The organism is Cytobacillus pseudoceanisediminis, from assembly GCF_023516215.1.
GTDB lineage: Bacteria > Bacillota > Bacilli > Bacillales > Cytobacillaceae > Cytobacillus > Cytobacillus pseudoceanisediminis.
The window spans coordinates 1,082,632-1,101,613 of record NZ_CP097349.1 but is presented as its reverse complement, the minus strand read 5'-3'; the positions used below and the strand labels follow the sequence as shown (position 1 = coordinate 1,101,613).

The following is an 18,982-nucleotide window of genomic DNA, read 5'->3' as shown; positions in this document are numbered from 1 at the left end:
TCTTTTGTTTTTTTCAAATTGCTATTGATGTCAGGAAGGTCATTCACTTGTGAAAAAGGTGTTCTCAACTAAGTTACCCCTACTACCTGATACGGTAGTAGGGATTCATCAGGTATCCTATACGATTCGAATATTTTTCATTTAATTCCTGTTTTAATTCTGATAACAATAATACTTCCTGCTTTACTCAACACCCAACTCTTCTAAAATACTTTCTAATGTTTTCCCATCATGCTTTTCTTTTGGAGCCGGTGGATTTTCAACAAATTTGTTTTGCAGCTGGTAATTCTTTTGAACAAAGGCGATATCTTTCGCATCAACCGTCCCATCAAAGTTGATGTCAGCCGAACGGTTATCGGTTTTCCAGGCCTTTTGGATTTCAATGGCGTCTAAAACATCAATGACTTGGTCTTGATTGACATCACCAGCTGTAATATCAATTGGATTAACATAATGATTTTTACCAAAGAGCTTACCTTTGTATTCAAACCCAATATGTTGTTTACTGTGAACCTCAAAGTGACCAGGAATCTTAATCTCCAAAGTATATGGATCCTTGCTTAAAGGAAGTTTTTCTACCCGGTAATTTAATCTATCCTCTACTAAGGAAGTAGCGTCCACTACAGTACTATCGGATTTTATAAATTTCACAGATCCTCCAACCTTTGACCAATCTCTGCTCTCAAGCAGATCGTTATCAGGATTACGGAATCCTTCCGCTAATACATAGCCATAAGCTGAATTATATTGTGGATCGACCTCTATCTTTTGGCCAGCATTTAATAGTGTACTTGTTTCATTTTGACCATTTATTAGAGTAGCAGTAGGATTAATACTAGTGCCAGTAAGGAAGGTTTCATCCGTAATATTAACTGATACTTCCACAACTGCAGTGTGGTCAAATGTCTCATTGGTCCCATTAAAGGTTACCTTCACCTCATCACCATTAACTGCAATTGCAGCTTTGTCGGATATTCCATTGGCAAGCTTGGCATCGATTAATTCCATTGACCCGAACCTATCTTTAAAGTTCCAAGTTACTTCTTTAGCATCACTTACATTATCCAAGATTACTTGAGCTTGAACCGTTTCACCTGTTTTTACTTTATTGATATCACTCTTTACATACGTAACAGGTGTCCCCTCCTTGACAAAGTAATAATCTTTCTGCACTGGTGAATTACCAGCAGAATCAAGTCCATTCATTGTAAATCTCAGTGCTTGTATAGATTCTTCCATAGCTATCTCTTCTGCCCATTTCCCATCTTTATCCATAGCGACAGGACTAGAAGGGAATCCCCATTCTCCCCACTTATAAATGACCGCATTCGATGATTGATCGATTTCGATTCCTGCATTCTGCATTTTTTCCACGAGTGGATCAGTAATCTGAATTTCAAATGGGTATGTTTCCTGCCCTGGTTTGTATTCAAGGAATGGTGATGGACCGTCGAGTGAACTTTCAAAATTCGGATCATCTATATCTATGAAGATGTCACGCGTTTCTTTTGTCACTTTCCCGGATGTACCCGTTGTTACAAATAACAATTTATAGTGACCAGGCTGTGCATAACTCTCTTCTTCTGCAATCGGCTGTTTGGAGTTCCCAGTGAATTCGTAATATCTTCCGTTAAATAGTCCTATTAAAGAAAGATCCCGATCTAGTGGACTGCCTTTTAAATTCACCGTTCCAAGGAAACCTATATCTTTCCCTGTTTCGCCATCTTGAAGGATGACATCCATTGTTTCCGCTGGTGAGCTTAAATTAAATCTAGCCAGAGCACCTAAACGATTATCAATCATCGTTCTTTCTTGATTTAAATATGGCGGTGTTATTGAAGGTGTCAGTAAATCTAAATAGTGTAACCCTTCCTTTGTAATTCTAAAATTAAATGGTATACGGTACTGATCTGATGAATTTTCTTTATTTGTGAGTGTAATGAATCCTTCATATAGACCCACTTTGGCTGTTTTCGGTACCGTTAAGAAGACATTCTGTTTCACTTCTTTATTTGCTTTTACTTTTATACTTTTGCCTGTACTAACGGAAACACCATTTTTACTTAGGCTGTTCGTTCCTTCCGCTGCATTTTCTTCAACAGAAACCGTAAACGTTTTGTTCACATCACTGCTATTTTTGAACCTAATGCTTCGATTTTCACGGACATAACTTCCTTCTGCGCCAAAGTGATTACCAAAGCTGATATCACCGGATGGATTATTAACCGTTACAAAACCAGCACCATCTGGAATGAGGGTTTCATCGGTCACCTGCATTTTCATATCACCGTGAATGGCTTGATAAGGGTCCACTCGGCCAGCCCCCACTTCATACAGGCTATACTCACCATTTAAAGGATCCGCCGTATTCATAAGAATCGTTTTAATATCGTCAGGGTCAAGATCTGGTTTCGAATCTAATAATAAAGCCGCGATTCCAGCTGTATGGGGTGCCGCCATTGATGTTCCTGAAAGACGTGCATAGGCATACTCATAATCTTCCTGATTCTCAGGGTCAATCATATAAGAAGGGTATGCAGAAAGCACACTCACCCCTGGAGCAACGACTTCTGGCTTCATATCATAATTATCATTGACCGGTCCTCTTGAACTAAAGTCTGCCAGTTTATCTCCTTCTGATTGGGTTTCTTTTAAATTTGAGAATGTAAGAGTTGTATCCCCTTGAGTAATCTTCGCTTTTAATTGCTCACCTGCTGCTTTGGTGATAGAGAATGCAGGAACAAATGCAGTCGATTCACCAAGGTTTTGACCAATCTGGCCGTCAACATTGTTATACATAATCACAGCTTGAGCACCATGCTCTTTGGCAAATTTGATTTTGTCAGCCAAGGCAAAATTCCCGCGTTGGACGAAAGCAATTTTTCCTTCAACATTTTTGCCTGTATAATCCTCCTGTGCACCTAAACCTACATCGACAAGTTCAAGGGATTGACCATCCAGTTTAGAAAATTCATCCGCAAAGCTTCTTCCCATACTTACGAGCTCAGTGGACCAATCCTCTGATACACTACCTGTAAACGTAGTCAGCTCAACGGGAACGTCACTCGCTCCAACCGTTAAAGCTAATGCAGCAGTACCTGGTGACCCGACTGTGTTAGAGCCTGGTCCGGAATTCCCTGCAGAAACAACTGCCGTTACACCGTTTAAAACGGCATAATTAATCGCTGTACTCGTTGGATAATTTGGATCATTTACCGCTGCACCTAATGAAAGGTTCATAACATCCATTCCGTCTTCCACTGCTTTTTCAATACCTGCAATAACATCTTCAGAGGTTCCGCTTCCATAAGGCCCCAGCACACGGTACACATATAGGTCGGCGTCAGGTGCTACCCCTACAACAGACACTTCACTGTCATTTTTATTTTGACCTGCGATCGTACCTGAGACATGTGTCCCATGGGATGTATAATAGGTCGAGCCTGTAAAGGGATTGATTTCAGGCTGATTCGAATTTTGCCAATCCTTATAGGATGTTTCCATTGGATCCTTATCATCATCAACAAAATCATATCCACCTTTATAAGCATCCTTTAAATCTGGATGGTTATAATCAATCCCCGTATCAAGAACAGCTACTTTAACACCCTTACCCGTAATCCCTTCCTTATGTAATTCATCAATTTTTAAATAAGGGATACTCTCAACAGAAGTGGTGACTTCTTTTTCAATATCTTTAGGCAGTTCTTTTTGAATAGGATCAACCGTAAAGGTGTGATTTTTATATACAGCATGGACGACAGCTGATTGCAAAAGGAGTGCTACTTGATCGGCTGGCAATGTCATGGCTACACCGTTATAGGCTTTTTTGAACGTATGGGAAATGGAACTTGAGATGCTTTTTGTTTTGGGATTCTCTTTCAGTAAGATATTTTGGATGTCAGCTTTAAACGTTTTATGTTCTTTTTCAACCTCTGCATCGGCTTTCTCTTTTTCAATTCCTTGCCTTTTAAGGCAGCTTCCAGAACCGCTACTTTACTAGGCTTTGATTTAAACTGGACGATAACGGAGATTTCTTTCTGTGAGGATAGATCTTCGCTTTTGAAGCCTATCAGCCCTCCGTCCGTGTTCAGTTGCAGCTGTTCTAAGGCTTTTCTTTGTTCACTGTTCAAAGTGGATAAGATGTCTTCAGCACTTCGTTCACTTGCACCTGCTTCTGGTATGCTGAAAATTGAAGTTGCAGGTAAAACTAGCAATCCAGCAGACAAGGTAATCACTGCTGTTTTTTTCATTATAGAACTGACTTTCATATGTTTCCCCACTCTCTTTATTATTTTTATTATGCTTAAATACCCTCTCTTTAGTGTTTAGAATATTCCAACACTTTCATTCTAGTTCCCTTCCTTCCTATTTACAATCGGGGTTTTTTTGTATGACGAAAGTATTCCTTGCTACGAAAAAAAGACGATAAATAGGTTTATAGTACGTTTTCTGGTAAATTTATCCCGGTCGCAGCAGTTATGATTTGGGGTAAAGATCTAAATGGATTATCATAAAATCTTTTAATACTTTTCTCACTAAGGCTTAGATCATTTATAATTATCCAAGTGCCTTAGCCTAAACATTGTAAATATGCTATGTGGTGGATGCTCCTATAGAACTTACCTTTTTGATATTCATTCAACAGTTTATCTAACTGTTGACTAAGTCTAATTGTATCCGGGTGATTTAAACCTTTTTTATACCTGAACGGATCATGCGATTACGTTTAAAGTTAATCTTAATTTCAAGTCTAGTTATATTCATTGCTTTCTCCTGGTTATAGTCTGAATGCAAAATAAGGCTCATTATTAAATAACGAATTAGTTCGGCTTTTGACAAATTACAACGTTAAAAAAATATAAGAAAACTTAATCTATATCGCTGTGAAACTTCAAGTTTACATTTGGCTGCATCAGCAAACGCCATCCTTTCTAATTAGGTTTTAGAAAGGATGGCGTCATTTTTTGGTGCGATGCTTTCTTGAAATCCAAGAATTAAACTGAAGCTAGGATTCTATTTAAAAATAGTAGAGCACCTTTACTATTAGTTATTATCTGGCTCTGTATCGTCATGGTAAGCAGGATCTGTTTGCTCTGCATTAAATGTCCAATCTACTTTTAACTTATCACCTTGGAATTGATTTTGATCTTCTCCATTGTCTACAAATTCAAATAATACGAATATTTTTTCTTTTTCGCCTGCAGGAATGCCATCTGGATATGGACCTGCAAGATTATCTATTTGAGTTAAGTCTGGTTGTTTAGTCTGTAAATCATGTAATGTAGTTTCTACAACAGTGTTAGTTGAACTGCTTGTGTTATACATGATCGTAACTTTGATGTGTTTTGCTAAATCATCCTGATTGGCTTTTCCATCCAATTGGGCATCATCAACGGTGTAACTTGTATCTAACAGCACTTTTCCAATATCTAATGTACCGTTGTTTTCAAGTGTAAATTCACGGTAAATTTCATCACCCGGCTTGATATTGCTAATGTTAACAACTGTACTAGGATTTAGCCCTAAATCCAATGTACCTGCTGCGAATGTGTTCTGGGTTTCGACTGAGTCACTAAAATAGGCAAATGTTCCTCCGCCGATTAATGACAATCCTAATGCTGCACCCATAACACCTTGACTTACCTTCTTTGTAAAACTCATTGTAAATCCCCCTTAAAATATTAAAATTATTATTAAACTCCTATGTATGTGTGTAGATACATGGGAGATATAACCTAAATCATCTTGCATTATTTACTTCCAGCTCTTTTTTCGCACTCAAGATGGTGCGCAATGAAGAAATTACCAACAATATACCCGGTATAATCAACAAAAGAGCTGACCCCGTTTTTGAAGCTGCAAAGTTCAATGCATACCCGATATACGGAATCGTAAAGCCAGTGTACTTTCCAACCACATCTTGTGCGGGAACAGACCATAAATCCAGAGCGTCATTATTATCGCCTTTGGTTTTATACCATGCTTGTCCATCCTCTTGTTTCACATCTGCAATTCTATGGGTAACGATCTTCTCTTCTAACCGGAAAGTAATAATATCACCTTCCTGATAATTAGAATGATCATTTCCTAACTTGATTGAAATAATAGAACCCGTTTGAAAAGTGGGCTCCATGGAACCTGATAGGACTGCTTTGACTTGATATCCTAAAAAAGTCGGTTCTGAACCAGATATCCTTGAAGAAAGAACAACAAATGCTAAGAAACAGACGACGACCACGAAAGCGAATCCCAAAATACTACTTAGGCATCTCAAAATTATTTTCTGCATGTTCTACCACCTGCTCATTATTATTTGAACTCTGTGATGTCTCTTGATTAGATGACCCTTCAATAAGAGATTTAGAGTTTTCTTGACGTTTCTGGAATTGTGCAGTTTCCTGAGATTTTTCTTCCTTTGATTCCTGAGTTTTTTCTGTATGTTCCGGCGCCTGCTCATTATTATTTAACTTTTTTGTTGCCTCATGTTCAGGTTCAATCTGAATTTCAGTGCTTCCATTATGTTGTTTCACTTGAGTATTTCCCTGGGAAGCTTTATCTTCTCGTTCCTTTATCTCCACTGAAATAGAGGAGAGGATCATTTCTAGTTTTTCAAAATCTATCTTTTCCCGTACTTCCTTTAACCTGTTTTCTACGTTGAGCAGCCCTTCAGAAACATAATCAAAGGTATGACCATTATCATTAGTTTGGTTATGATAGTCGGAAAGTTCATTATAAATCTGTTGAAGAGCCGTAAATTGCTGATACAGCTCCTTTTCGATAGATTCAACTTTAGTAAATCTATCATGTAACACCTGTAACGATCCTTCTGCTTGAACAGTATTAATCCGTTCATACTCGTGATGCATCTGATCTGCAATTTCATCTGCCCTATCTTCTAGTAATTTAATAGTTTCAGGAAAAATAATTGCTGCAGATATTGTTATTGGTTTTGTTGAAACTTGGCTTAAAAAGGAAGCTTCTGTTTCTCCTATTACATGCAGCCCTAAATAAAATGACATGGAACATAAACAAGTAAGTATGATGGCTTTATGAATAGCAGCTTTTTTCATTTTTCACCCCTAAGCAAAATGACTTTATAGAAATCATTATTACTTATTTGTCAGAAAATTGTATTGAGAAATTTCCATTACAAAACAACGCTGAAATTTGTCGATTAGACCCGAAAACACTTAAAACACCGCAAAACCCGTCTGAAATTTTCTCAAATTTAATTTCTCTGGTTAATATTGATTTTGCCGAAACTTTTCTGAATAATTCTAATTGTTCCAACAAAAATTCAATAAGGGGTGTGTTTATGAAAAAGAAGAATCAGAATAAGATGAGTAAAAAGGTGGTTATTCCTGCTGTATTGGCTCTTTCAGTGACATTCGGGGGAATAATGCCAACCGTACCAGCTTTTGCAACAGATTCAACCAGCAATTCAACTATTCTCTTTAAAGCTGAAGGATTGAGTAAGCAAGAAGTTGTAAAGGCTTACCTCCAATCAAAAGTGGAAAATCCAGCTGCGAGGTCATTAACCAAAGGAGGGCAATTTAAAATTGTAAGTGAGAAAACGGATCGTGCGACAGGTACATACCATGCACGCACTGTTGAGCAATACAATGGTATTCCAGTATATGGTTCTGGACAAACTGTAGCATTAGATTCGAACAATAACGTATTTGCATCATTTGGCAAGGTCACCCAAACTTTGACTCGTTCAGCCATTCCAACTGAGGCATCCATTTCAGAAGAGCAGGCTATAGAAATTGTCAAAAATGACGTAGAATCAGAGATTGGTGAAGTGAAAAATTATGATGATATAGATTCTGAATTAACGATCTATCCTTATAAAGGCAAGTATTATTTAACCTACCTAGTTAAAGCATCTACTTCTATCCCGGCACCCGGGTACTACCATTACTTTGTGGATGCAGCAACAGGAGAAGTGATCGACAGCTTCAATAAAATTCACAGTGCTGAACCAACGGATCTTTCCCCAGTTACCGCTAGAGGACTGGACGTACATGGCGATATGCAATCTTTCAACGCAGGTAAGGATTCGGAAACTAAAACAAGTTATCTGCATGGTACTTCTGTTGCCAACAGCAATACTGTGCCAATATCGACTTTTGACGCTCGTCGTATAGATGAAACTTTATTCTTAATTTCTTCAGCAATTTTTGGCTTCACGGGATGGGAAGTTTCAACAACCAATACTAGTAACTTTTTTCACAACCCAGCAGCCGTTTCAGCCCATTTCAACTCTGATAAAGTGAACAAATACTATCAAAACGTTCATAAGCGTAACAGCTTAGATGATAAAGGGATGAAATTAATTAATACAGTTCATATTGGGGAAAAGTGGAATAACGCCGGCTGGAATGGAGAACAAATGCTATATGGAGATGGGGACGGAATTGAATTTGGTTCATTTGCAGGTGGTTTGGATATAGCTGGGCATGAAATGACACACGGTGTTATTGAGCATACGGCAAACTTAATTTACGAAAATGAATCGGGAGCGATCAATGAATCAATAGCAGACATCCTCGGTAATTTCGCGGAAATGTACGCAACAGGAGAGGTTGAATGGGATCTAGGAGAGGATAACACCACTCCAAACATTCCTGGCGACGGAGGACTTCGTTCGATGAGTGACCCCGCTTCTAAGAGTGTTAGCACAAAATATATGCCATCAGGGCGTTATCCGGATACCTATCAAGATCGCTACCAAGGTGAATTAGATAACGGTGGGGTTCATATTAACAGCGGCATTAATAATAAAGCAGCTTACTTAATTACTGCAGGCGGTACAAATAACGGAGTAGATATTACAGGAATTGGCAGGACAAAAGCGGAAAAAATCTACTACCGTGCTCTCACTTTATACTTAACGCCAACTTCCGGATTTAAAGAAATGCGTGAAGCAGCTATTCAAGCTGCTCGAGATTTGCATCCAGATAGAAATGGGCAGCCTTCTGCAGAGACCAAAGCTGTTATGGATGCTTATGCTTCTGTAGGAGTAAACTAAGAAACTTACATTTGGCCATGAATGAATTTAGTTCATTCATGGCCTTATTTATTGACATCCCTTTTCACTTTTCTACTTTTCAAAAAACACTGGGTCATTCTAACAACCCACTCAATAACATGATTATGTGCTAATAGTAACTAGTCATAAAGTTGAAAATTGTGGTACTATTGTAAAAATATTATAACTTATTACATAAAGTCATTTAAGTCGCATAAGGAGAGTATCACATGATAGAGGGAGAAATCATTAAATTTTACAGAAAAAAGGCCGGTCTTACCCAGGAACAACTTGGTTTTGGAATTTGCACTCTTTCCTATATCAGCAAGATTGAGCGAGGGCATACAGCTTGTTCTGCAGAGATTATCGAATTACTATCAGAACGTTTGCACCTCGACATAAAGAAAGAAATCCTTCGATTTGAAAACCTGGGGAATCAGCTCAATCAGTGGCATAAGGCCATTGTTATGCGGAGATTAAAAGAAGTAGATGAAATCAATATAGAATTGAAAAAAATCCCTTATATTAAATCTTCGAAATATGCCGCATTATACCAGCTGTTACAGGCAAGGTATTATATCATAAAGATGAATTATAAAAAGACATATTCTATTTTACAGTCTGTACAAAAAGAACACCCCAGCCTCCCCCTTATGAGAGAAACCTGCTGAAGCATGCATGGGGAATATACTACATATGCAATTGTATTTCATCCAGAACCGAAAATCATCAAAAGGCTATAGAAGTCTTGAAAGAAATAGAAAAGGATGAATATGGAAATCCTGAATACAATTATGATTTAGCCGTTGCTTATCACTGTATCGATTCCAGAGTGATGGCTTATGTGCATGCTGAAAAAGCACTCCGCTATTTTAGAGAAACCAATAATTCCATTATGGCGATCACGGCAGAGTCGCTGATGCTTCTCCAGATTGGAAACGACATACACCTCAATCTAGAAGAGCTAACGGAATCCTATCATAATTTGATTCATCACAGTGAATTAGTGCAAGCCACTGATAAAAAAGGAATGCTATTAAACAATCTTGGGTTTGAACATTTTAGAAGAAAAGATTATGCTCATGCACATAAGTTTTATAAAGAAGCACTTTCTATGACTAATAAGCATTCCACTTCATATCTTCAACGCCTGTACAATTATTTGGAAAGCGGTCTTGCGGGAAAGATAATGCGTAAAACCTCAATATTAAGAAAAGCACAAGAAGGACTTTCCATGGCAAAAAACTTGGAAAACGAATTTTACCATCTATTATTCAAACTTTTTATTTTACTTACAGAGAATAATTTAAATAAGTATTACACCTTCTTAGAGAAAGATGCCCTACCCTATTTTATTACAAATAAGCATACGGTTTTTATAAACAAGTATGCCAAAGAACTATATGATCACTATATGGAAAGCGAAGATTTTCAGAAAGCGGCCCAAATTTCAAAGGTACTTATAGATCCAAATTAGGCTTACGATGAAGATGGCCGGAAAATGATCCGATCTTCTTGAGCTAAACCTTTATTAATGGGATTTAATATAAGTATATTGTTTTAGGAACATTAGTGGACTGGGGGAAATCTTCTCTCAGCTAGTTTAGAAAGGGGTATGATCTTTCCAACAGACTTTCCATTAAGATATGGATTTTAGAACGAAATATTATTTTTTGAAAAAGTATTGATCGCCATGCACTATTCTATCTTTGCTGGGTGCATGCGGTTTTTTCGTGCAAGAAAGCAGTAATTAGCACATTCTTACATAGACAATTTGTAATCCCCGTTCAGAGGAAAATTAAACAAACTTTCCCGAATGATGAGGATTATTAATAAATCTGGTATGGAAGGAAGCTAAAACAGGTAATTCCCCTTTTCACTTTCTTCACTAAAACTTTTTCTTTAACAAGCAAGGATAGCTGCCCTCATTGTACAGGGCAGCTTTACTTTAAGTGAGAACATTCACAAAATCTTGTCGGTAAAAACTAATTCCCTGAAAATTATTGATTGATTTTTAAGATTTCTTCTTTTCTATATTAATGACAAGCTCTTAAGAGCATTATAAATTCCATGCTCATTACAACTATCCGTGATTAAATCGGCTTTCTCTTTAACTTCTGTTTCAGCATTTCCCATTGCGACCCCAATTCCTGATAGTTCCATTAGTTCAATATCGTTCATTCCATCCCCGAAAAAAACAATATCTTCCCGCTTAAATCCATTTTGTTCGGCGATTTTCAAAATGGTATTTGCTTTCGAACCTTCTTTAGGAATGACATCTAAACCAAATTTGTGCCAACTCACATATCTGAATTCTTCGATCGCGTATTTTTGAAGATCTTCTTGCTTGCAGAAAAGCATAGCTTGAACAATTGGGTTTCGTTCCCAATACAATCCATCATAGTCAGGGATCGACCATCCTAGACTTTCGTAAGCCTTAATTAACGACTCTCCAGGTTCTTCGAAATGTCTTTTTATTCCGTTCACTGTTTGGAACACAATCTGATCATTGTTTTCCGCTGCAATTTCAATAAGTTTCATAATAGACTCTTTTGATAACATTACTTCATGCGCTAATTCATGACGAACATATCCAAGTGATCCGTTGCATAAAACATATGTTTCAATTTCAAGCTCGTCAACGATGGATTTTGCTGAAGCGTAGTCCCGTCCTGTCGCAATGCAGATGTAATGGCCTTTTTCTTTAAGAGAAACCAAAGCTTGTTTTGTACTGTCGAGAAACTTCATTTCTGTCGTTAATAATGTTCCATCTATATCAAAGACAATAAACTTTTTATGCACTAACTTTCACCACATTCCACTACTATTTTTTATTCAATCTTTACCACCGTGTTAAACACCTTCAAAGCAGGGTTTTTAAACAGAATCTCTCTCCACAATATGATAAGGTATTTTTACTTTTTCTCTAGATTTTTTTATAACTAGGCTAAAAGCTTGCTCACCAATTTTCGTTAACTGATGATCTACTGTAGTAATCCCCATACCAATACCAATTGGCTGATTTTCTTGACCAATGATTGCTAAATCAGCAGGGATTTTTAATTGCTGAGACTTAGCATATAAATAAATACCACCAGCCACTTCATCTCCATTCGCATAGACAGCTGTGGGTCTCTCCGGTAAATGCAGGAAATGCTCCGCTGCTTTATATCCGTCTTCTAAGCAAAGACACCCTGAAATATGATATTTAGGTTGAAATTCACCAAAAACCTCCTTATATGCACCAATCATTTGCTTCGTGCTATTGCTTTCTATCCTAGCTGTTGTGAAAGCTACAGCATAATGCCCTTTGTTTTTTAATAATTGAAAGGCATCTAGATAAGAAGAATAACGGTCCATATAAGAACATCCAATTTCTTTGTGCTGTGTATATTCACAAGAAACGATAGAACCATACCCAGTATACGGAATGATCGTTTCCCAATCATTTGCTCTTGAAGTGATAATGATGCCATCATACAGCTTGCTTTTTAATTTTTTTAAATACTCCACTTCTTTCTCTTTACTATAGATTGAAGGAAGTACCGTAATCGAAAAATCATGCTCTAATGCCTTGTTCAGTATACCGTTTAATATCTGATCAAATGCTGGATTGTTGTTATATGGGAGAATAACGCCTATTGTTCTGGTTTCTCCTCTAATTAAATCAATCGCATTTTTATTTGGCGTATAGTTCATTTCTTCAATAACTCTAAGAACAGACTCTCTTTTATCTCTGGCAACGTGCTTATAATTGTTAAGGACTCTAGAAACAGTAGAGACAGATACACCTGCTAATCTTGCAATGTCTTTAATATTTGTCATCACATACCTCCCACATATATCAGGAATCAAGAGAACCTACACATTTACATCCAATTTCTGAAAAGCTTTTATAAAGTAAAGGAGGTTTCCATTGTATGCCCATCTTATCGCAATCCTGTGTTTTCCTACAATGAGTGTCGAATGTTCAATGTTTCTCATTTCTCCTTTAAACCAAAAAGATTTTTCAACATTTATTGGCTTGGTGCTTATTACATATAATCTTTTATTAGTTAAAAATAAATCACCATAGTAGATATTTTGTACTCCATCAAAGATTTCCAATAACCCTGTAAGGTTATATAGTACATGTTCATCTTGTTGAAGGTTAATCATTCTGTTCATCTCTCTTCTCCCTTCGTTGAAAATCAGCTTACTTTCAATCTAATTTATGAAATCCATTTCAAGTCAAGAGAAAAATCAATAATTGCTAAAACAGCTACAAAGAGACGGATTAACTTTTTAATAAAGCTACCCATTATTAAACTAACATGCGCCTTGATTTTATTAGAAAAAAACTGACAAATTTGAAAACCTTTCTTCAATTACCTCTCGGTCCTGGCGGCTTATTTAAAGTTATCAAACTAAAAACAGTAGGAAACGATTGCCTCCCACTGTTTTTGTAGTTTATTCAGCTGGTTTTCATTAATCTATTGGAATGGTTAACTGATTTCAATTCACTAACTAGTGTAGAGCCTAATAGCAGTATACCACCAAGCATTTGAATAATTGTCATTTGTTCTTGCAGGATAATTGCGGAAATCAATATAGCTACAAATGGGTCAACATAACTTAGCATAGCTATGCTCTGTCCTTTTAATTTTTCCATACCGGAGAAAAATAACCAAAACCCAATCCCTGTGTTGACGACTCCTAATATTAGAATAAAAGGAATAGAAGAACTTGATACTTCAAAGATGCCAAATCCTTCGGTAAGGAAAACATATGGCATTAACAGTAAAGTGGTTGTTCCAAGCTGAATGATGGTCAGCTCTAACTTTCCCATATCTTTAATAAATTTATTTAAAAGCAATAACGCAGCATAAAATGCTGCTGCGGTTAATCCAAAGGAAAGTCCAAGAATATCATCTGATTCTGATGCACTCATGCCTTCACCTACAATCATTAACATACCTATGATTGCTGCACCAATACAAACCATTTTTTTAACGGATAAATGTTCCCTAAGGACATAGGGAGATAGAATCATTACAATCACAGGAGCAAAGTAATAACCTAGCGTTGCATTGGCAATTGTCGTATGGTCATACGATTGATAAAGAAAAATCCAATTTCCTCCCAATGCAATACCTGAAAGAATCAAAAATAAAGCATTCGTTTTTACTAAATTCCAAGGTATTTTTTCTTCATCATGAAGAATACCAGCAATAAAAATATGCATCCCAGGAAACTGCTTAGTAAAGCACTTTCACTCGAAGCTAAATCAATATATCGGACCACCAAACCAATTGTACCGAAAGTAATCATTGATAATATAAACTGGATTTTAGGTTTCATCTTCTGCTCCTGCCCATCTGCGAATCAGCTTGTATTTCGCAGATTCTTATTATGTTTATTTAACTTCATTTTCAAATCTCAGTCGGAATGCAGACCCTTTCTTGGGGCGGAAACCAAAAGAAGACAGGTGCTTTTTTCATTATTTCACTCACAAAAAACAATTTTTATAGCTCCCCTTTCCTGCCTTGAATTTTTGATATTAATAACATATCATGGTGTCAGATATTACAAAAACGAATGTTTCTCATGATATATATGACAAAACCAGATGGGGAAGGAAAAGAAATATGAATATCCAAAAATATATGGCATTTGTCAGGGCAGCAGAATTCGGCAGCTTCACAAAAGCTGCCGAATCACTGGACTATACACAGTCTGGGATCAGCCGTATGATTAACGATTTAGAAACGGAATGGGGGATTTCCCTTTTTGAAAGAGGACGTGCGGGTATCAGTTTAACTTCTGATGGCTTAAAATTACTGCCCCAAGTAAAGAGAATCTGCAATGAGTACAAAATCTTAATGACGCAAATCGAAGACTTACACCATATACAGTCCGGGATTATTCGTATTGGGACATTTTCCAGCGTAGCAACTCATTGGCTCCCTAACATGATCAGAGTTTTTAAGAAGGATTACCCGAAGATTGATTTTGAACTTCTGCTTGGTGATTACACAGAAATTGAAAGATGGGTTTTAGATGGACGTGTTGACTTCGGATTTGTACGGCTGCCGTCAAAAGCAGATCTTGAAACGGTTTTTTTGGAACAAGACCGTTTGCTGGTAGTGATTCCCCAAAACCATCCGCTTGCTAATTGTGAGAAGTTTCCAATTAGCGGCTTACTGAACAGTCCGTTTATGCTATTGGAAAAGGGAGCAAAAGCAGAGATTTCAGAGATTTTTGAGATGCACTATATTTCACCGCAAGTTAATTTTACAACTTGGGATGACTATGCCATTATGTCTATGGTGGAAAACGGGCTGGGAATCAGTATATTACCAGAATTGATTTTACAGCGTATACCTCACAAAATTATAGCGAAAGAGCTGGAAGTTCCTGCTTTTAGAAATATTGGTATTGCTGCCAGAGATCAAAAAACACTTTCTCTTGCTTCCAAGAGATTTTTAGAATATTTATCATACAGAAACACGGAGTGATAATACTATATTCTAAATTTAGATTAGCGAAAGCTTATTCAATTAACATGCCCGTTTAGTACAATAAGAAAGCGCCTTAGACTGCAGCTGGTTCTTTAAGTAATGTACCCTATAGATTATTGTGTAATGGTTCACCATTTTCAGCTTAAATGCCATAGGTTCAAGTATTACAAGGAAAGCTGCCCTCATATTTGAGAGCAGCTTTATCAAACTCATGTAAATTTTTTCTTAAATTTGATAACTCATATTCGAGAATATCCTTTATATGTTTATCTCCAACTATACTAGAATGAAATGTATTGGATTCAGTCCAATAAACGTCTCTAAAAGTAACCCCATTCTTAAGTTCAATTTCTAAAAAAACACGACTCCCATCATGTTGTCCATTAGTATTGAGGGTTTCTATATCTTCTAATTTTAAATTAAGCCACGCATCTAGGAAATTCTCCTTAAAAGTTTGTGAGAAAGTATGGATTCTACCCCATCTTCAGTACTTTCAATATATATTTTTCACTAATTTACCCAATGGGTATAGTTCACCTGCTGTTTTTGCTGCAAGAGGTAAGAAGGAAAGTAAATAAAAAAATTACTTCCACGTTTTTTAGAATATTCATGGTTATTCCCTAAAAGAAATTATGAATTAGACAAACCATTTGTTGTATTAAATTCTATAGGGTAAGAGCGAACTCCTTCTTTCCGGTCTGGGACTACTTTTTAGAGGTGGTTATATTTTTGCGGTTCAACTCCAGCTTTTGCTGCATTATCGGCACCCTGTAATTATTTCTGCAAAGGTAATCTTCTGTAAATTCACTCTGGAAAGGATTGAGGTCATTCTTCTTCTTCTCGCCACTCTCCCCTATAACCGCTTTATATTGACCTATTAGATTATCAAAGATTTCATCCCACTTCTGCTTTAACGCATAATCCCTGCCATCAAACCCCATTCGGCTTCTGACTTTATGGTTCTTGAGCAGATTTATGATCGAAGCAGCGAAATCCTCCGCATTTCCAGGTTCACACAAATAACCTGTTACACCATTCTGAATAATGCTTTTAACTCCCCCGCATTCGCACCAATTACAGGCGTTCCGCTGGCCATTGATTCAAGAACAACGTTTCCGAAGGTTTCTGTAGGAGATGGAAAAACAAACAAATCTGATGCTGAGTACACTTCAGCTAGCTGCTGGGCTGCTAAATAACCCGTAAAGGTCATGTTTTTGGAGCTGCTTCCTGTAATTGTTTTCGAAGTGGTCCGTCCCCAACAATTAGCCAATGAATATCTTCTTCAAAATGAGGTGGGAGTAATTGCGCTATATCAGGGAGGATATCGACATTTTTTTCAGGTGCCAGTCTGCCTGCATAGGTGAGAAGGTATTTTTTGCTGATGGAGTATTGCCTGCGGACTGATAATTTATCATAGTATGGGTGGAACAGCTTGCAGTCGACACCTCTTGGCCATAATACCAAATTTGAAAATCCATGCAGTCTTAATTGCTGCAGTGTTTCAGACGAAGGAACAAAGACCTTCTTAAAGGTGCTGTGAAACCAGGTCATGTATTTCCAAAGTATGTTTGACAGAAATTTGAGGTCATAGAATTCAAGATAATAGTCAAAGTCAGTGTGGTACGACCCCACTATAGGGATATTTAACTTTTTAGCGCAGTAAAGACCACTAAGTCCGAGATTAAAAGGTGTGGCAACATGTATTAAATCGGGATTAAACTTTTCAAGTTCCTCTTTGATATGAAAATAATTTGGAAAAGCCACCCTGCATTCTGGATATAGGAAAAAAGAGGCACTTTTGAATCTGCGAATATGGGAAGAAACATACTCATCTGATTGGCTGGATGGCGCAAATATTTTCAAGGTGATTTTCTGATCGCTTAAATAGTCTGTAAATCTTTTGAGTGTTTTCGCGACTCCGTTGATGTCAGGGTAAAAAGTATCAGTGAAGAAAGCTATTTTCATATGATCTTCCTTCCATTATTTTATCTTGGATGATATAAGGCCTTCCGATTGAAATATAGCTGATAGAATGTCTGCTGATGTCTCGAAGAGAGTAGCAGTTTCTCCCGTCAATTATAACGGGGGATTTCATTCTTTCTGTATATAACTCCAGCGGAAAATGTTTGATTTGTTCCCATTCAGTTGCAATAATAGCCAAGTCGGCATTTTCTAAGGCTATTTGTACATTCATCGTATATTCGATTGCATCTCCTAAAACCTTCCTTGCATTGGGTACCGCAGCAGGATCATATGCGATAACCGATGCGTTATTTTCCAGAAGTCTTTTGGCAATCATTAATGACGCCGCTTCCCTAACATCATCTGTATCCGGCTTAAATGCAAGACCCAGGAGAGCCACTCTTTTGCCTTCTAATGAACCTAATATATTTTTGGCTAGGCTGACGGCCAAGGTCTGCTGACGATTATTCACTTTGATTACGGATTCGAGAAGCTCAAATTTGTGCTGTACATTACCCGCTAATTTCACAAGGGCTTTTGTATCTTTTGGAAAGCAGGAACCTCCATAGCCAATTCCCGCCTGCAGAAAATACGGCCCAATCCTCTTGTCTTTTCCAATCCCATATGCAACTTCTTCAATGTTGGCTCCGGTTTTTTCACATATTGCTGCAATTTCATTAATAAAGCTGATTTTGGCAGCGAGGAAGGCATTTGATGCATACTTAATCATTTCAGCGCTTCGCATATCAGTCTTAATGATAGGTATTTTTAAAGGAAGATAAAGTTCCTCCAATTTTGCTGCTGCGCTTTTTGAATTGGTTCCTAATATTATTCGGTCACCGTTGAAAAAATCAATAATTGCCGAACCTTCTCGCAGAAATTCAGGATTGGAAACAACCTCTGCCTGGTGAGGCGGAGGCTTTACACTTTGAATAATTTCTTTGATTTTTTCATTTGTCCCCACAGGAACTGTGCTCTTTGTACAGACAATAACATCATTTTCAATACATATACCAATAGAATAAGCTGCTGCATGAACGTAATCCAGGTTACTTGTCCCGTCATGGTTTTCCGGTGTACCAACTGCAATAAAGATTATTTCTGCATCCTTATAGGCAATTTTAGGATTTACAGTGAATGCTAAACGGCCGCTTAAGAGGTTGTTCTTCAGCATCTGCTCTAGTCCCGGCTCAAAAATAGGCGATCGCCCCGTTTTAAGAAGCTGAATTTTTTCTTCCATAATATCTGTACAAATCACCCGATGTCCCATTTCTGCTAAACAAACACCTGTAATTAATCCCACATAACCTGTTCCTGCAACAGCTATTTTCATGCAATCCCTCCTCTATACTGACATTGTACTGATGGAAATTTAAACCTTTCTTTAGGACGTGTTAAACTATTGTAAAAAATATGTTTCAGCATTTCTGCCAATCCTTTTTTCAATAAAAAACAGCCCTGATTGGGCTGTCCGTACTTGCTA

Annotated in this window: 14 protein-coding genes and 2 pseudogenes; 4 read left to right on the top strand and 12 right to left on the bottom strand. The window is 37.3% G+C overall.

Annotation, left to right across the window (positions count from 1 at the left end):
• Nucleotides 1-183 precede the first annotated feature (183 nt).
• The 6 genes from M5V91_RS05850 to M5V91_RS05825 all read right to left on the bottom strand — a co-directional run bounded on the left by M5V91_RS05850 (nucleotide 184) and on the right by M5V91_RS05825 (nucleotide 7,073).
• Nucleotides 184-3,900 carry a S8 family serine peptidase gene (locus M5V91_RS05850; protein ID WP_284522252.1) on the bottom strand — a complete coding sequence of 1,239 codons (3,717 nt, stop codon included), beginning with the start codon at nucleotides 3,898-3,900 and terminating at the stop codon, nucleotides 184-186.
• Nucleotides 3,882-4,271 carry a hypothetical protein gene (locus M5V91_RS05845; protein ID WP_284521873.1) on the bottom strand — a complete coding sequence of 130 codons (390 nt, stop codon included), beginning with the start codon at nucleotides 4,269-4,271 and terminating at the stop codon, nucleotides 3,882-3,884. The genes M5V91_RS05850 and M5V91_RS05845 overlap by 19 nt, the downstream gene beginning before the upstream one ends.
• Before the next feature lie 302 nt (nucleotides 4,272-4,573).
• A complete protein-coding gene (locus M5V91_RS30315; RefSeq protein ID WP_369425976.1) occupies nucleotides 4,574-4,675 on the bottom strand; it encodes an aspartyl-phosphate phosphatase Spo0E family protein in 102 nt (33 codons plus the stop codon).
• Nucleotides 4,676-5,046: 371 nt separating this feature from the next.
• On the bottom strand, nucleotides 5,047-5,664 hold the full coding sequence (locus tag M5V91_RS05835; protein ID WP_009334048.1) for a TasA family protein: 618 nt from the start codon (nucleotides 5,662-5,664) through the stop codon (nucleotides 5,047-5,049).
• A 79-nt stretch (nucleotides 5,665-5,743) separates the two neighbouring features.
• Nucleotides 5,744-6,292 (bottom strand): signal peptidase I SipW, encoded by a 549-nt coding sequence (gene sipW, locus M5V91_RS05830; protein WP_284521872.1) that lies wholly within the window; start codon nucleotides 6,290-6,292, stop codon nucleotides 5,744-5,746.
• Nucleotides 6,261-7,073 carry a DUF4047 domain-containing protein gene (locus M5V91_RS05825; RefSeq protein WP_284521871.1) on the bottom strand — a complete coding sequence of 271 codons (813 nt, stop codon included), beginning with the start codon at nucleotides 7,071-7,073 and terminating at the stop codon, nucleotides 6,261-6,263. The genes sipW and M5V91_RS05825 overlap by 32 nt, the downstream gene beginning before the upstream one ends.
• Before the next feature lie 245 nt (nucleotides 7,074-7,318).
• Here M5V91_RS05825 and M5V91_RS05820 point away from each other — a divergent pair, with 245 nt between their 5' ends.
• The 3 genes from M5V91_RS05820 (at nucleotide 7,319) to M5V91_RS05810 (ending at nucleotide 10,514) form a co-directional block, all read left to right on the top strand.
• Nucleotides 7,319-9,037 carry a M4 family metallopeptidase gene (locus M5V91_RS05820; protein ID WP_071158858.1) on the top strand — a complete coding sequence of 573 codons (1,719 nt, stop codon included), beginning with the start codon at nucleotides 7,319-7,321 and terminating at the stop codon, nucleotides 9,035-9,037.
• A 230-nt stretch (nucleotides 9,038-9,267) separates the two neighbouring features.
• Complete coding sequence (locus M5V91_RS05815) at nucleotides 9,268-9,708, top strand: helix-turn-helix domain-containing protein (RefSeq protein WP_284521870.1); 441 nt, start codon at nucleotides 9,268-9,270, stop codon at nucleotides 9,706-9,708.
• Nucleotides 9,709-9,785: 77 nt separating this feature from the next.
• Complete coding sequence (locus tag M5V91_RS05810; RefSeq protein ID WP_284521869.1) at nucleotides 9,786-10,514, top strand: hypothetical protein; 729 nt, start codon at nucleotides 9,786-9,788, stop codon at nucleotides 10,512-10,514.
• Nucleotides 10,515-11,068: 554 nt separating this feature from the next.
• Here M5V91_RS05810 and M5V91_RS05805 read toward each other — a convergent pair.
• The 4 genes and pseudogenes from M5V91_RS05805 to M5V91_RS05790 all read right to left on the bottom strand — a co-directional run bounded on the left by M5V91_RS05805 (nucleotide 11,069) and on the right by M5V91_RS05790 (nucleotide 14,377).
• Nucleotides 11,069-11,839 (bottom strand): Cof-type HAD-IIB family hydrolase, encoded by a 771-nt coding sequence (locus tag M5V91_RS05805; protein ID WP_019382076.1) that lies wholly within the window; start codon nucleotides 11,837-11,839, stop codon nucleotides 11,069-11,071.
• Between the two features lie 75 nt (nucleotides 11,840-11,914).
• Nucleotides 11,915-12,862, bottom strand: coding sequence for a LacI family DNA-binding transcriptional regulator (locus M5V91_RS05800; protein ID WP_071158862.1), 948 nt, complete (start codon nucleotides 12,860-12,862; stop codon nucleotides 11,915-11,917).
• A 36-nt stretch (nucleotides 12,863-12,898) separates the two neighbouring features.
• Nucleotides 12,899-13,204 (bottom strand): hypothetical protein, encoded by a 306-nt coding sequence (locus tag M5V91_RS05795; protein ID WP_284521868.1) that lies wholly within the window; start codon nucleotides 13,202-13,204, stop codon nucleotides 12,899-12,901.
• Between the two features lie 286 nt (nucleotides 13,205-13,490).
• Nucleotides 13,491-14,377 (bottom strand): annotated as a pseudogene (locus M5V91_RS05790) (DMT family transporter).
• A 287-nt stretch (nucleotides 14,378-14,664) separates the two neighbouring features.
• Here M5V91_RS05790 and M5V91_RS05785 point away from each other — a divergent pair.
• Complete coding sequence (locus M5V91_RS05785) at nucleotides 14,665-15,534, top strand: LysR family transcriptional regulator (protein ID WP_284521867.1); 870 nt, start codon at nucleotides 14,665-14,667, stop codon at nucleotides 15,532-15,534.
• Between the two features lie 707 nt (nucleotides 15,535-16,241).
• Here M5V91_RS05785 and M5V91_RS05780 read toward each other — a convergent pair.
• Both M5V91_RS05780 and M5V91_RS05775 read right to left on the bottom strand, forming a co-directional pair.
• Nucleotides 16,242-17,502 (bottom strand): annotated as a pseudogene (locus tag M5V91_RS05780) (glycosyltransferase family 4 protein).
• A complete protein-coding gene (locus tag M5V91_RS05775) occupies nucleotides 17,480-18,832 on the bottom strand; it encodes a UDP-glucose dehydrogenase family protein (RefSeq protein ID WP_009334037.1) in 1,353 nt (450 codons plus the stop codon). Before M5V91_RS05775 ends, M5V91_RS05780 begins: the two are co-directional and overlap by 23 nt.
• Between the last annotated feature and the right edge of the window lie 150 nt (nucleotides 18,833-18,982).

What these genes read in the sequence shown, in the direction of transcription:
- sipW (WP_284521872.1), bottom strand. Translation starts at nt 6,292, where the DNA reads ATGCAGAAAATAATTTTGAGATGCCTAAGTAGTATTTTGGGATTCGCT.
- M5V91_RS05820 (WP_071158858.1), top strand. Translation starts at nt 7,319, where the DNA reads ATGAAAAAGAAGAATCAGAATAAGATGAGTAAAAAGGTGGTTATTCCT.
- M5V91_RS05845 (WP_284521873.1), bottom strand. Translation starts at nt 4,271, where the DNA reads ATGAAAGTCAGTTCTATAATGAAAAAAACAGCAGTGATTACCTTGTCT.
- M5V91_RS05795 (WP_284521868.1), bottom strand. Translation starts at nt 13,204, where the DNA reads ATGAACAGAATGATTAACCTTCAACAAGATGAACATGTACTATATAAC.
- M5V91_RS05785 (WP_284521867.1), top strand. Translation starts at nt 14,665, where the DNA reads ATGAATATCCAAAAATATATGGCATTTGTCAGGGCAGCAGAATTCGGC.
- M5V91_RS05775 (WP_009334037.1), bottom strand. Translation starts at nt 18,832, where the DNA reads ATGAAAATAGCTGTTGCAGGAACAGGTTATGTGGGATTAATTACAGGT.
- M5V91_RS05800 (WP_071158862.1), bottom strand. Translation starts at nt 12,862, where the DNA reads ATGACAAATATTAAAGACATTGCAAGATTAGCAGGTGTATCTGTCTCT.
- M5V91_RS05815 (WP_284521870.1), top strand. Translation starts at nt 9,268, where the DNA reads ATGATAGAGGGAGAAATCATTAAATTTTACAGAAAAAAGGCCGGTCTT.
- M5V91_RS05825 (WP_284521871.1), bottom strand. Translation starts at nt 7,073, where the DNA reads ATGAAAAAAGCTGCTATTCATAAAGCCATCATACTTACTTGTTTATGT.
- M5V91_RS05835 (WP_009334048.1), bottom strand. Translation starts at nt 5,664, where the DNA reads ATGAGTTTTACAAAGAAGGTAAGTCAAGGTGTTATGGGTGCAGCATTA.